We start from the raw sequence: 14,762 nt of genomic DNA on the forward strand, positions 1-14,762 counted from the left end.
AGTTCTATTATCCCCACCCCAGCCCTTCCGCCGCGGCGGAGAGGGAGCCTGGCTAGAGCATTATTATTTAAAAAATCAGCAATTATTTATAAGTTGCTTGTTCCCCCTTCGGGGGTTAGGGGGATTCCATTCAAAACTACTTTGTAATTTACTGTAGCTGTTGGCTCTAATGTTTTAGAAACGGAACAATACTTCTCAAAAGAAAGTTGTGCGGCTCTCGCTGCTTTTTCTGGATTAATTTCGCCTTCTAAATAAAAAACAACATGAATATCTTTAAAAGGTTTTGCCTCTCCTATTTGAACTCTTTCGCCATCAACCTCTGCTTTGAAAGAAGTAATTTCTTGACGTTGCTTTTTTAGAATCGAAATCATATCAATGGCGCTACATCCAGCTACTCCCATTAACACTAATTCCATAGGACTTGCTCCCATATCATTTCCTCCAAACTCAGGACGACTGTCTACGTTTACTATGTGTCCACGTTCGTTTTTTAATTCGAAATGGAAATTGTCATTTACTCTATTTAATGTTACTTTCATAATATCCCCTCCCCAACCCTCCCCGAAGGGGAGGGAGCCAAGACCGGAGGTATGTCCTTTTTATATTATTTATATTTTCTTTATTCCCCCTTCGGGGGTAAGGGGGATTTTACCCTTTATCCGACAATCTCAAAATATCTCCAAAAACTCCTCTTGCTGTTACCGCTGATCCAGCGCCCGCTCCTTGAATTACTATTGGTCGATCTCCGTAGGACTCTGTGTAAATCTCGAAGAAAGAATCAGAACCTTTCAATCCTCCTAGCGCAGTATCTGAAGGAACTGAAACTAATTTCACTTCTAGTATTCCTTTATCATGCTGCAAATCTCCAGACAATTCGCCTATATATCTTAAGACATGATTCGGTTTTTGGTCTGCTTTTATTTTGTCATAAATAGGATCAAATTCCTTAAGCTTTGTTAAAAAATCAGCAACATCACCTTCACGTAAATGTTCTGGAATAAGATTTTGAATCTTAATTTCTTCAAATTCATTTTGCAAATCTAGTTCTCTTGCTAAAATCAATAATTTTCTTCCTACGTCATTACCGCACAAATCTTCTCTTGGATCTGGCTCCGTGTAACCGTTGTCAATTGCTTCTTTTAGAATTTCGCTAAAAGGCGCATCTTTTGCAGAGAAATTATTGAATAAATAGCTCAAAGTTCCAGAGAAAACCCCTTTAATTTTAGTAATATTTTCTCCTGAAAGATGCAGTAATTTTATCGTATCAATCAATGGTAATCCAGCACCTACATTGGTTTCATACAAATAGTTCTTTTGGTTATCTGCTAATGATTTTCTTAAGTCTTTATAAAAACCATAACTTAATGTGTTTGCTACTTTATTTGAAGAAATTAAATCGAAGCTGCTTTCCACCAGCGGAATATAGTTTTCAACAAATGCAGCACTCGCTGTATTATCGATGGCAATTAAATTTTCTAAATGATGTTCGTTTGCATAAGCAATAACGTCTTCCATCGTATAAGGAATTCCTTGATCTTGAATTTGATTTTTCCACTGTAAAGAAACTCCGTTTTTATCTAAAAGAATTTTTTTAGAATTGGCAATGGCAAAAACATTTAGTTTAATATGTTTTCTTTTATCAATTGCTTCAGCAGACTCTAAAATTTGATTAATCAAAGTTCCTCCCACTAGCCCATGTCCAAAAACAGCAATGTTGATTTTTTTTGAAACTCCAAAAATCTCACCGTGAATGACATTTAAGGCTTTATAAAGTTCGGTTTTTTTAACCACTAAACTCACGTTTTTACCCGTAACCGTATTATTAAAAAGTATAGGAATAATTTTATTTTTAATTAAAGCAGTATACGGTTTATGAAACGTACTTAAATCTTGGCCAATAATTGAAATTACCGAAACATTATCAGTCACCGTAATTTTATTCACATCTTTAGAATAGAAATCATTTTCAAATTCTTTTTCTAATTCGATCATTGCTCTTGTGGCTTTATCAGCTGCAACCACTAATCCAATTCCTCTTTCTGATGAACCTTGTGAAATGATACTTACACTGATATCATTATCGCCCATTACTTTAAAAATACGAGCATCTACACCTGTTTTTCCTAACAGTCCTCTTCCTTCAAGATTCACTAAAGCTACATTCTCTAAAACGGAAAGTGTTTTTATTCCCGCTCCTGCAGCATTAGCCGTAATGAGTGTTCCTTTATTTTCGTGATTAAACGTATTTAATATACGAAGCGGAATATTTTTTTCTAATAAAGGAATGATAGTTTTAGCATGCAGAATAGTTGCGCCAAAATTAGCCAACTCATTTGCTTCATTAAAAGTCAAGTGATCTATTTTTTTGGCATCCAGTACTAAATCTGGATTGGCAGTGTATATTCCGTCAACATGTGTGAAGTTCTGAAGTTCTTCCGCATTAATGAAATTTGCTATTAGTGAAGCTGTGTAATTACTTCCATTTCTACCTAAAGTAGTAGTTTCATTTTTGGTGTTCGCACCAATAAAACCTGTAATTACTAAAACGGCGTCTTCATTTTCTTTAAAAATCTGGATGATATTCTTTTTCGATGCCCCTTCTATAGGTTGAGCATCGCCAAAATTCGAGTCTGTAACTATCAATTCACGGGTATCGGCAAATTTTGCAAGAATACCTCTTTCGTTTAGTAAGAAGACGAGTAATTTAGCCGAAAGCACTTCACCTTGTGCCAAAATTTGATCTTGAATTTTAGTACTGTAATCGCCTATCAAACTCACTCCTTCAAAAAGTTTGTCTAATTTTTCAAATTCAACAGAGAAATCAATTGATTCAAATCCATCTTTTTGATATTTTTTAAAACTCTCTAAAAGTGGTTTGTAATTACCATTTTTCACCGCAATTGTTAAAATATCATCGAGTTCATCAGTGGCTTTTCCTCTTGCGGATACAACAACAGCAACTTTTTCTTCTTGCTTTATTTTACTTTCAATAATATTTAGAACCGTATTAATCCCTTCACCATTTGCTAAAGATTTTCCGCCAAATTTCAGTACTTTCATTTGTTTTTTATTTTTGAAGACTACTTCTAATAAATTGTCTAATTGTTCATATTCTATCAAGAAAGCATCATGTCCGTGATGCGAGTCAATCTCGCTATAGAATACATTGTTTTTAAATTTTTTGATATCGTTGTATGTTTCTTTATTCTCCTTTGCCGTAAAAAACAAGTCAGAGTTGATTCCTACTATATAAATATTGGCATCAACTTTAGAAATAAGAGATTCAAAAGATTCTCTATTCCGAGTGATATCAATGGTTTTTAATAATTGATTCATCATCTTGTAGGCCGATAACTGAAATCTTTTTTCCAATTTTTCTCCGTGATAATTCAACCAACTCTCCACTTGAAAAGTTTCGAGTTGCACATTGATATCTCGATTAAATTTTTCCTTAAAGGATTCAGGAGTTCGGTAACACAACATTGCGTGAATGCGTGCATCTTCTATAGGTTTTTTAGAATTATTTAAGATTTGCTCTTGCAAATAACAGTTAGCAATCAACCAATCGGTAGCCTTCCAATCGGTAGCAATGGGAATGAAATTTTGAGTTAATTTAGGCTCTAAGGCCAAAATTTCCCAACCTATTCCTCCACCTATTGATCCACCGATAAGCGCAAAAAGTTGATCAACTTTTAGCACACGAAGTCCTTCCAGAAAAATTTTAGCAATATCTCTTGCAATAAAATCCTTGTAATTGTCGATGGTAGCTGAATTAAAACCATTGCCTGGAACATCAAAAGCGATGATGGTATATTTTCGGGTATCAATTGTTTTATCAACGCCTACTATTTCGTTCCACCAACCAGCTTCACCAATAACTTGTGAGTTTCCAGTTAAAGCATGATTAATTAAAATTATGGGAGCAGAATGCAAATCGGCGCCAAAAATCTGATAGCTTAAATTTAGGGTAGCATAGAAAGCACCATTATGAGTGGTGAAATCTTGTAATTTAATTAATGAAGGTTTATTTTCCAATTTCAAATCTTTTATGATTTTTGATTTGTGTCTGGAAATATTAGAAAGAAAGCTAGAATATTGGGTATCTAGACGAATTCTTAGTGTTATCTTTCCTAGCAACTGAAACAAATTCAGTTCAAGGTAGAATGCAGCACCTTCTCCGATAAATCGAAGGGTTGCTAAGGCTTCATCGGGTCTAATCCCTCTGCCTTTCTTTATAACATTTCAATACAAGTGTGAACTTAAAGCAGCAAATTAACTGCTATTATTTTTAAAAACCAAATTTTCGTGTCTTTTGATTTTTATAAGAAAAATAAAAGCAAAGTGTTAAACTTATAAATTAAAAGTAAAACTATACTATATCAGAGTAACACTTTGCATTTTTTTGTATCATCAGATAATGGAAATTACTTTCCCATTTCCTAAATAAACAACGCTTCATTCTCTTTTGAATACATTAAAAAAAGTAATGAATCTGTCACTTTATTTTGTGGCAAAGCATCATTTTTTGAAAATTCAAATCTCGAATCGATTAGTTCATTGATAAAGTCGTTCCCCTTTACTGTTTTATTTCTGAAATTAATACTTTTTAATAACTGAAATGTTTTTGCAAAATACTTAGTTGCACTCATAATTTAATAATTGTTTAGGTTTATAAAATTCTTTTTTGTTCTTATTGTTGTTATACTATCTTAGTTTTCAAATACTACTAAAAAAACAAAAACCCTTTTAGATGACTATCCAAAAGGGTTTTAAGTTATATATCAAACTTATACTTTTGGAATCAACAGTCATGCATGCATAAAATGGTAAACACCACAACTACATTGGTGACTTTTACGGTATTTATTGTCTTGATTATTAGTTTTTTCATCTATTTCCGATTCTATTATAAATCAATTTAATTTTGGATGCTCATAAAAAAAGCCTCCCTATCATGGGAAGCTTATTTCTTATAATTTTAATTTAAAATTATGCAATAAACTACCCTCAGGAAATATCCTGACCGACTTTAAACATAGTGTAAATTGTATATTTCATCTTTATTTTTTTCAAAATCAAATATGCAACTTTTAATTCATATTTCCAAATAAAAAGACTGGATTTCTAATATTAAATAATCGTTAACAACCTTCTATTGTTTTCATATTCATCAGTCTTTCAATTTGTTGATCATTCAAACGATTGTATTTGTAGGCCCTGCTGATTTGCTTTTTAAAAAATTGCCATTTCTGCTGCATATAAGGATATAATGATAATGAATTCATATTCCCCTCGTTTGACTTTTTGTAATGCTTTTTATATTCTTTAAAATAATTACAATAATCATCTAAATATTTATCCCATTTTAAATCTCCTGTTTTGTTACTTGTTTTCGATGCTTTTTGCTCCGCTACTAGTATTTCTCGTGACTCCATAATGAGATTGTTATTTTATTTTAATTTGATTTCTACTTCCAGCTAAAAAACACATCAACATATTGCTTTTCTTTGTTTTTAACTCGAAGCAAATCTACTGCGTTAATCTGCTAATTATCTTACACAATAAGGATTAATACTTATATAACTTTTTTGTATTCTCACTTCAAAAAATATAAAAGCTTTATAGAAACTTCGATTTTTTTCATTGAAACAAAATCTTACTAGAACTCTATCGTTATTCTTCAAAAAAAGATTTAGTTAGAAATATAATTTTTCACAATTAAAAAACCAAATTTTAATAAAGTTCTTTAATTGTGAAATTACTATTGAATTATGATCATTTTTTAAACTGATTAAAATCATAATCTTTAAACCAATTCGGATTGTTTTATACTTTTGAAAGCCACTTTTAAATCGGTAATTAAATCCTGAATATCTTCTAATCCTACAGACAATCGTATTAAGTCATTAGGAACTCCTGCTGCAGCTTTTTGTTCATCGGATAATTGCTGATGAGTAGTACTAGCAGGATGAATTATTAATGATTTAGTGTCGCCAATATTAGCTAATAGCGAAAATAATTTAGTTTGATCTGCTACTGTTTTTGCTGCTTCAAATCCTCCTTTTAACCCAAAAGTCACTACTCCACTTTGCCCTTTTGGTAAATACTGCTGAGCTAAATTATAGTATTTACTGGATTTCAACCCTGGATAATTTACCCAAGCCACTTCTGGTTGCTCTTCTAACCATTGCGCTAATGCCAAAGCATTTTCACTGTGGCGTTGTACACGAATAGGCAAAGTCTCCAATCCTTGTATAATCTGGAAGGCATTAAACGGACTCAAAGCGGCTCCAAAATCACGCAGACCTTCAATTCTAACCTTAGCAATAAAAGCTGCTTTTCCTAAAGCTTGATTGTAAATTAATCCGTGATAACCTGCTGAAGGCTCTGTGAATTCAGGAAATTTCCCATTAGTCCAATCAAAGTTTCCAGCATCAATAATCACACCTCCAAGAGAAGTTCCGTTTCCACTGATGTATTTTGTTAAAGAATGCACTACGATATCCGCTCCAAAATCTATAGGATTCAACAAATAAGGGGATGCAACTGTATTATCAACTATAAAAGGGACTTTTGCGGCTCTTGCTTCTTTAGAAATACCTTCCAAATCTAAAACATCTAATTTTGGATTCCCAAAGGATTCTACAAAAAAGGCTCTCGTATTTTCTTGAACAGCGTTCTTAAAGTTTTTTATATCCGATGGATCTACAAATGTTGTGGTGATACCAAGTCTTGGTAATGTCACATTAAATAAATTGAAAGTGCCACCGTATAAACTATTGGAAGCTACAATGTGATCTCCCGCTTTTAGCAAAACTAACAATGCAGTAGTAATGGCAGCTGTACCAGAGGCTGTAACTACCGCTCCTATTCCCTTTTCTAGAATAGCCAATCGCTGCTCTAGAATATCGTTTGTTGGATTATTAAGTCGTGTATAAATAAATCCTGGCTCTTCTAATCCAAAAACTTTGGCGGCGTGTTCCGAATCATTAAAAACGTACGAACTTGTTTGATAAATTGGAACCGCTCTTGTTCCTGCAGTTTTAGTAACATCATGTCCTGCATGTAATGCATTTGTCTCAAATTTTTGTGTACTCATAATCTTCAAATTTAAATTAGTTGGTTTGTTATTAATTGCTTCTTTTTTTTATTTCTGATCTTAAAAAATAATACTCATTTACTGGTTTTCTTGATTTAATTCCAAAAAAAAAGACCCCTGCTTTTCGCAGAGGTCTTAATTATATATTTTAAATTTTTAAAACTATACAATAGCGTGCTCTGCGGAAGGCTCCGGCATCATAACACACATATTGAAAGTTTTAATTGTCATTTTTCTTTATTTTATTTTACAAATCTGCAAACTATATTTGAATAAAACAAATAAAAAATAAATTATTTACTAATCCTATAGATTTAATAGGTTTTGTTAAATTGTCTTAAATTATATTAAAAAAACAAAAGATTAATTTACAATTCAAAATGGTTTCATACATTTGCACCCTAATACAAGAGGAAAAATTTGAACTGATTGCAACCTCTTCATAATGAAACAAATTCATTGTGAATACTGAAAATTTTTCAGTAGAAAAAATGCTAAAGCAGAAACGCTCCTTTAGTCCTTTTCAGCAATTATTTTTTCTCATTTAATTTTAAAAATAATAATTATTATGGCCTATTTATTTACGTCAGAATCTGTAAGCGAGGGACACCCAGACAAAGTTGCAGATCAAATTTCAGATGCATTAATCGATAATTTTTTAGCATTTGATGCTGATTCAAAAGTAGCTTGTGAAACTTTAGTAACTACTGGTCAAGTAATACTTGCTGGTGAAGTAAAATCAAACACTTATTTAGACGTTCAACAAATTGCTCGTGATGTAATCAGAAAAATTGGTTATACGAAAAGCGAATACATGTTCGAAGCTAATTCTTGCGGTATTCTTTCTGCTATACACGAACAATCTGCTGATATTAATCAAGGTGTTGATAGAGCAAATCCTGAAGAGCAAGGTGCTGGTGACCAAGGAATGATGTTTGGTTACGCAACTAACGAAACAGAAAATTACATGCCATTGGCGCTTGACTTATCTCATAAATTATTGCAAGAATTAGCAATTTTAAGAAGAGAGAATAAAGAAATTACCTACTTGCGCCCTGATGCAAAATCTCAGGTAACATTAGAATATAGCGATGACAATAAACCAACTCGTATTGATGCAATTGTAATCTCTACACAACACGATGATTTTGATGAAGAAGCAGTTATGCTTGCAAAAATCAAAAAAGACATTGTGGAGATATTAATTCCAAGAATTATTGCAAAAAACCCAACGCACGCACATTTATTTAATGATACAATCCAATACCATATCAATCCAACTGGGAAATTCGTAATTGGAGGACCACACGGAGATACTGGACTTACTGGAAGAAAAATTATTGTAGATACTTACGGTGGAAAAGGGGCTCACGGTGGTGGAGCATTTTCTGGAAAAGATCCAAGTAAAGTAGATAGAAGTGCTGCTTATGCAACGCGTCATATCGCTAAAAACTTGGTTGCTGCGGGAATTGCTGATGAAATTTTAGTTCAGGTTTCTTACGCAATTGGTGTTGCAAAGCCAATGGGTATTTTTATTGATACTTACGGAACGTCAAAAGTAAACTTGACCAATGGTGAAATCGCAAAGAAGGTAGAAGCTATTTTTGACATGCGTCCTTACTTTATTGAGCAACGCTTAAAATTGAGAAATCCTATTTATAGCGAAACGGCTGCATACGGACACATGGGACGTACACCTGAAACTGTCACAAAGACTTTTACAGCTCCCGGAGGTTTAACAAAAACGGTAGAAGTAGAATTATTCACTTGGGAAAAATTAGATTTTGTTGACCAAGTTAAAACAGCATTTGGACTATAAATCATTTTCTTATCTACTATTATAATTAGAAACAGAAAAAAACGGTCTTCTATACAAAAAAACCGCAATTAAAAAGAATTGCGGTTTTTTTATTTTAATTCTTTTAGCAAAATTGTAAATAATTCTTTCAAAGAAAATTATTTACAGTACATCAAAAAGCAATTAATAATAAAAAAAACCGTTGCTTTATAGAAACGACGGTTTTTTTTTATTTTCAAGAATCTAAAATTAGAATTTGTATGTAATTCCAAGTTTAGCACCACTTACTACATTACCACCACCTAACTGAAGATTTACTCCAAAGTTATCACTGAAGAAATAACGACCACCTACTTGTAGACCGATACCAAAATTTTCAGCACCATTATAACCACTAAGTTTTTCTCCGTCATATTTTGTAGTCCAACTATAGTAATTTAAGTTAGCTCCAGCATAAAAATCCCATTCACTAGGAATACTCAACAATTCATTAAAATGATAGTTTCCGTTTCCTTGAATCCCTAAGATAGAACTTTTTACTTTACCATTTCCATAACCATAATTTTCATTGTAAGATTGGTAAGAAAGTTCTGCTCCAAGAGTCCAGTTTGTTGCAATACCGTAATCAAGACCTACATAAACAGGTGTTCCCCATCCAGATGTTCCAACTCCAGCATTTAATTGAACTCCTCCTTCTTCTAAAGGAGCCTGAGCATTTGCAAAACTAAAAGCGAATACAGCTAATAAAAGAGCGATTTTTTTCATGTTTAAATTTTTAAATTAATTTGATTATTGTGTAAATAACATCTGTAAAAGTAGTATTTTTCTATTGAATAAACAAAAAATCCGAATTTCGTTGGTGATTTTATTACAAAAAACAAACGATTATTCTATTTCTTAAGGGTCTAGAATGTATTGTAGGAATAAAATTAAAATCATATTCAGGTATTTTTAATAGATTCTATTTCTTGATCCTTTTTAATTTTGAAAAAAATATAGTTTTATTCAATACCATTAAAGTTCCTGAAAAATCTAATTAGGTAAAAAATTTTTTTCATCAAGTTATTTAAATTAATAAAAAAGCGATCGTTTTTTGTAATGGTTAAATCGTAAATTCGTCTTCATGAAAAAAATTATATTTTTATTTATCATCACCTTTTATACCGCTGTTTCCAGTCAAAACATTGAAATAATAGGCTCTAAAACGAATACGCTTGTTTTTGATGGAGATGATTTTTTGGGATATGACAATTTGGGTTTTTATTATTTTATAAAAAATAATGTTTTTTATAAACAGAACAATCAAAACAATCTCGAGTATAAAAACATTAGTCTTGGAAAAATTACGAAAATCGACATACAAAACCCTTTTAAAATAATTGTGTTTTATGAAAACTTCAATACAATAATTCTGCTAGACAATCAATTGAATGAAATTCAAAGCATTAATTTTTCAGAGGACAACACCCCTATTATAGCTACAGCTGTTGGTCTTGCATCTCAGAATCAGTTCTGGATTTACAACACTATGAATCAGCAAATAGGTCTTTACGATTATTTAAAAAAAGAATACCGAGCGATCGCTGTTCCATTTATTGACACAATAAAATACTACCAATCCGACTTTAATTCCTTTTCCTGGATAGATCAAAAAAATAATTGGTACAGTTGCGATATTTTCGGAAAAATAGTTTTGAGAGGAATATTGACAAATTCAGATTACACATTGATTATAAATAAAAATCAAATTATGTACGCTAAGTCTGGAATTATAACTCTTGAAGATGCCGAGAAACAGAAAAAATATGAAATAAAAATTCCCGAAAAAACCTTTAATAAATTCTATTACAAGGACCAAATTTTATCTATTTTTACATCAGAAGGAATTACAAATTATAAAATCATAATACCGTAATGCACATAGCAATAGCAGGAAATATAGGTTCAGGAAAAACTACTCTAACGCGTTTATTAGCCAAACACTTTAAATGGGAACCCCATTTTGAGAATGTAGTTGACAATCCATACTTAGATGATTTTTACCATCAAATGGAACGTTGGTCTTTTAATTTACAAATTTATTTTCTCAACAGTCGTTTTCGACAAGTGATGCAAATTAGAGAAAGTGGCAAAAAGATCATACAAGACCGAACTATTTATGAAGATGCACATATTTTTGCTCCCAATCTTTATGCAATGGGATTAATGACAAGTCGTGATTTTCAGAATTACTCCTCTCTTTTTGAATTAATGGAATCAACTGTGAAACCACCAGATTTGTTAATCTATTTGAGAAGTTCGATTCCGAATCTAGTAGGACAAATTCACAAAAGAGGAAGAGAGTATGAGAACTCTATTTCGATTGATTATTTAAGCCGATTAAATGAACGTTATGAGGGTTGGATACAAACCTATGATAAAGGAAAATTAATGATCATAGATGTTGATAATATTAATTTTGTTGACAGTCAGGAAGATTTAGGAAATATTATCAATAGAATAGATGCCGAACTAAACGGATTATTCTAAAATACGCTCCAATATTCTCACCATAAGAAAGGGAGAAACAATAAAATTAATAAAAACTAAATATAAAAATGCCTCACTCCTAATTTTTAGAGTGAGGCATTTTTTGTAAAACTTTGTCAAATTTTTAAGCTTTCACAAAGATGATTCAATCTTTATTTCAAAGCATCTATTTTAGCTTGAACTTCGGCGTCGGTTCCTTCAAATTTTTGAATTTCTTCTTTTCCGTCTATCGTTGTTTTAATGATCGCAGTTACTTTTCCATCAATGTTTGACTTTTCGATAGACACTTCTTTTGAAGAAGAGAAATGCGTAGCGACTGATTTCGCATTCATAAATTTACAACTTGAACTTGTACAACCCTTAGCTAAACACTCTTCTTTAGACATTGAAGTACACATTTCTGAAGTAGCGCAACATGCTGGTTTATCCAGAACAGTATGACTACCGTTGCCTAAAATTGGAGCGATTACTAAACCAATCAAACAAGTCAATTTAATTAAAATATTCATCGATGGTCCAGATGTATCTTTAAACGGATCTCCAACAGTATCACCAGTTACCGCTGCTTTATGAGCATCAGAACCTTTATAAGTCATCTCACCATTTATCAAAACTCCGGCTTCAAAAGATTTTTTAGCATTATCCCAAGCTCCACCAGCATTATTTTGAAAAACTGCCCAAAGCACACCAGAAACAGTAACTCCAGCCATATAACCACCGAGCATTTCGGCTACTAATTGGTTATTACTACTATAAACTAACTTACCCAAAAGTACAATTGCAATAGGGAAACCAATAGTAAGAATTCCTGGCAACATCATTTCACGTAGTGCTGCTTTCGTAGAAATATCAACACATTTTGCGTATTCTGGTTTCCCAGTTCCTTCCATAATTCCAGGAATTTCTCTAAACTGACGACGTACTTCGTACACCATATCCATCGCTGCTTTTCCAACAGAGTTCATTGCCAAAGCAGAGAAAACTACAGGAATCATTCCGCCCACAAATAGCATAGCTAAAACAGGAGCTTTAAAAATATTAATTCCGTCAATTCCTGTAAAAGTAACATAGGCTGCAAATAAAGCCAATGAAGTTAATGCTGCCGAAGCAATTGCAAATCCCTTTCCAGTTGCTGCTGTTGTATTTCCTACAGAATCTAATATATCAGTTCTCGTACGTACTTCTTTAGGCAACTCGCTCATTTCAGCAATTCCACCTGCATTGTCTGATATTGGTCCAAAAGCATCAATAGCCAATTGCATTGCCGTAGTTGCCATCATCGCTGAGGCGGCTAAAGCAACTCCATAAAATCCTGCCAAAGCATAGGTTGACCATATAGCTGCTGCAAATAATAAAACAGTCGGAAAAGTAGAAATCATTCCAGTTGCCAATCCAGCAATTACATTAGTTCCTGCACCCGTTGATGATTTTTGTACAATGGCCATAACTGGTTTTGTACCTAATCCAGTATAATATTCTGTAACTGATGAAATAGCACCACCAACAAATAAGCCAATTAGTGATGCATAGAAAACTCTCATGGAAGAAATATCTTGTAAGCCTTCGCCAAAGAAATTCATTTTCATAGTTTGAGGTAACATCCACTGAATTAAAAAGAAACAAGCGATAGCTGTAAGTACAATAGAAACCCAGTTTCCAATGTTTAGTGCTTTTTGAACTTGTGGCTCTTTAGCGTTATCGTCTGTAATTTTGACTAATAGAGTTCCGACGATAGAAAATAAGATTCCGAAACCAGCAATTGCCATAGGTAATAGTATTGGACCAATTCCGCCAAAACCATTTTCTACTATATTCCCTCCCATATCTTTGATTACATAGTTTCCTAATACCATTGCTGCTAAAACGGTAGCAACATAAGAACCAAATAAATCCGCACCCATGCCCGCAACATCACCAACATTGTCCCCAACATTATCAGCAATAGTCGCTGGATTACGTGGATCATCCTCTGGAATACCCGCTTCTACCTTACCAACTAAATCAGCTCCTACATCAGCGGCTTTGGTATAGATACCACCTCCAACTCGAGCAAATAATGCAATAGATTCAGCTCCTAACGAGAAACCAGCCAATGTTTCTAGTACAATTGTCATTGTCTCTGTGTCTTTCCAAACACCTCCAGAAAGTATCTGAAATAAAATTATAAAGAAAGTTGTTAATCCTAAAACTGCTAGACCTGCAACTCCCAAACCCATAACAGTACCACCACCAAAAGAAACTTTTAGTGCTTGTGGTAAACTCGTACGTGCAGCTTGGGTGGTTCGAACATTGGTTTTAGTAGCGATTTTCATTCCCATATTTCCTGCCCAAGCTGAAAATATAGCTCCAAAAATAAAAGCAACTACTATTAGCAAATGTGTTTTTACACCTGGAATAAAAGTAATTCCGGCTAAAACAATGCTTGCTCCTATAACAAAGAAAGTCAACAACCTATATTCTGCTTTTAAAAAAGCTAAAGCTCCTTCATAGATGTAGTCTGAAATCTCTTTCATTTTTCCATCTCCTGGATCTTGTTTTAAAACCCAGGCTCTTTTATACATCATAAAAAGAAGGCCAACTATTGCCATAATTATTGGCACATAAATCATTATTGAATCCATAATTTTTGTTTGGTTTTTGGTTAAATTAACAATGTAACTTAACGAAAATAAACAAAAAAGCAATACTCTTAACGGAGTATTGCTTTTTTTATAAAAATCACAAATTAATTATTTAATGCTAAATAATCCTTTTGGTTTGTTTTCAATCTGATTGAAACGGTCTGTACATTGTTTGATGATAGAATAAGCTTCCTTAACATCTCCCCAACCACCTACATCAACACTTTTGTTTTCAAGATCTTTATATACTTGAAAAAAGTGCTCGATTTCTTTTAATAAGTGTGGATTCATATCTGATAAATCATTCAATGAATTCCAAATTGGATCTGAAACAGGAACGCAAATTACTTTTTCATCTGGTCCTTTATCGTCTGCCATATGGAAAACACCGATTGGTTTTACTTCCATAACACATCCAGGAAAAGTTGGCTCATTTACTAATACCAAAACATCTAATGGATCTCCGTCTAAAGCTAAAGTTTCAGGAATAAATCCGTAATCAGCAGGATACATCATTGAAGAAAATAACATTCTGTCAAAACGCATTCTTTTTATTTCGAAATCATATTCGTATTTATTTCTACTTCCTCTTGGTATTTCGATTAATACATCGAAAGTTGTTAATTTGTCTGCAGTCATTTTAATTTTTCTTATCTATAATTATGGGTGCAAAAGTAAGGAATCTAACTCTTTTTTACAATAAAAATAAATACAC

General features: G+C 32.7%; 11 protein-coding genes and 1 riboswitch. Of the genes, 3 read left to right on the plus strand and 8 right to left on the minus strand.

The window, feature by feature from the left end; all coding sequences use genetic code 11:
• Nucleotides 1-86: 86 nt before the first annotated feature.
• The 5 genes from J3S90_RS13615 to J3S90_RS13635 form a co-directional block, all read right to left on the minus strand.
• Complete coding sequence (locus tag J3S90_RS13615) at nucleotides 87-539, minus strand: OsmC family protein (RefSeq protein ID WP_188051330.1); 453 nt, start codon at nucleotides 537-539, stop codon at nucleotides 87-89.
• 109 nt (nucleotides 540-648) lie between these two features.
• The gene (gene thrA, locus J3S90_RS13620; RefSeq protein ID WP_210646656.1) at nucleotides 649-4,035 is read right to left on the minus strand and encodes a bifunctional aspartate kinase/homoserine dehydrogenase I; all 3,387 of its coding nucleotides are present in this window, start codon (nucleotides 4,033-4,035) and stop codon (nucleotides 649-651) included.
• Nucleotides 4,036-4,118: 83 nt separating this feature from the next.
• A riboswitch (SAM riboswitch) is annotated at nucleotides 4,119-4,241 on the minus strand.
• A gap of 198 nt (nucleotides 4,242-4,439) precedes the next feature.
• Nucleotides 4,440-4,649 (minus strand): hypothetical protein, encoded by a 210-nt coding sequence (locus J3S90_RS13625; RefSeq protein WP_188051456.1) that lies wholly within the window; start codon nucleotides 4,647-4,649, stop codon nucleotides 4,440-4,442.
• 492 nt (nucleotides 4,650-5,141) lie between these two features.
• On the minus strand, nucleotides 5,142-5,435 hold the full coding sequence (locus J3S90_RS13630; RefSeq protein ID WP_188051332.1) for a hypothetical protein: 294 nt from the start codon (nucleotides 5,433-5,435) through the stop codon (nucleotides 5,142-5,144).
• A gap of 371 nt (nucleotides 5,436-5,806) precedes the next feature.
• On the minus strand, nucleotides 5,807-7,099 hold the full coding sequence (locus J3S90_RS13635) for an O-acetylhomoserine aminocarboxypropyltransferase/cysteine synthase family protein (protein WP_210646657.1): 1,293 nt from the start codon (nucleotides 7,097-7,099) through the stop codon (nucleotides 5,807-5,809).
• A gap of 568 nt (nucleotides 7,100-7,667) precedes the next feature.
• On the opposite strand from J3S90_RS13635, the gene metK reads away from it, so the two are divergent.
• Entirely contained in the window at nucleotides 7,668-8,918 is a 1,251-nt protein-coding gene (gene metK, locus J3S90_RS13640; protein WP_210646658.1) for a methionine adenosyltransferase, read from the plus strand.
• A 228-nt stretch (nucleotides 8,919-9,146) separates the two neighbouring features.
• Here the strand turns inward: metK and J3S90_RS13645 are convergent, their stop codons facing one another.
• Nucleotides 9,147-9,662: an outer membrane beta-barrel protein gene (locus tag J3S90_RS13645; RefSeq protein ID WP_188051335.1), complete on the minus strand. Its 516-nt coding sequence runs from the start codon at nucleotides 9,660-9,662 to the stop codon at nucleotides 9,147-9,149.
• 358 nt (nucleotides 9,663-10,020) lie between these two features.
• On the opposite strand from J3S90_RS13645, the gene J3S90_RS13650 reads away from it, so the two are divergent.
• Together J3S90_RS13650 and J3S90_RS13655 are read left to right on the plus strand one after the other, a co-directional pair.
• Nucleotides 10,021-10,812 carry a hypothetical protein gene (locus tag J3S90_RS13650; RefSeq protein ID WP_210646659.1) on the plus strand — a complete coding sequence of 264 codons (792 nt, stop codon included), beginning with the start codon at nucleotides 10,021-10,023 and terminating at the stop codon, nucleotides 10,810-10,812.
• Nucleotides 10,812-11,426: a deoxynucleoside kinase gene (locus tag J3S90_RS13655; RefSeq protein WP_210646660.1), complete on the plus strand. Its 615-nt coding sequence runs from the start codon at nucleotides 10,812-10,814 to the stop codon at nucleotides 11,424-11,426. The genes J3S90_RS13650 and J3S90_RS13655 overlap by 1 nt, the downstream gene beginning before the upstream one ends.
• A gap of 152 nt (nucleotides 11,427-11,578) precedes the next feature.
• On the opposite strand, the gene J3S90_RS13660 is transcribed toward J3S90_RS13655, so the two are convergent.
• Nucleotides 11,579-14,047, minus strand: a complete 2,469-nt coding sequence (locus J3S90_RS13660; RefSeq protein ID WP_210646661.1) for a sodium-translocating pyrophosphatase — start codon at nucleotides 14,045-14,047, stop codon at nucleotides 11,579-11,581.
• Between the two features lie 108 nt (nucleotides 14,048-14,155).
• Complete coding sequence (locus J3S90_RS13665; RefSeq protein ID WP_188051339.1) at nucleotides 14,156-14,686, minus strand: inorganic diphosphatase; 531 nt, start codon at nucleotides 14,684-14,686, stop codon at nucleotides 14,156-14,158.
• Nucleotides 14,687-14,762 lie beyond the last annotated feature (76 nt).

The organism is Flavobacterium flabelliforme, assembly GCF_017948675.1.
GTDB classification, from domain to species: Bacteria; Bacteroidota; Bacteroidia; order Flavobacteriales; family Flavobacteriaceae; genus Flavobacterium; species Flavobacterium pygoscelis.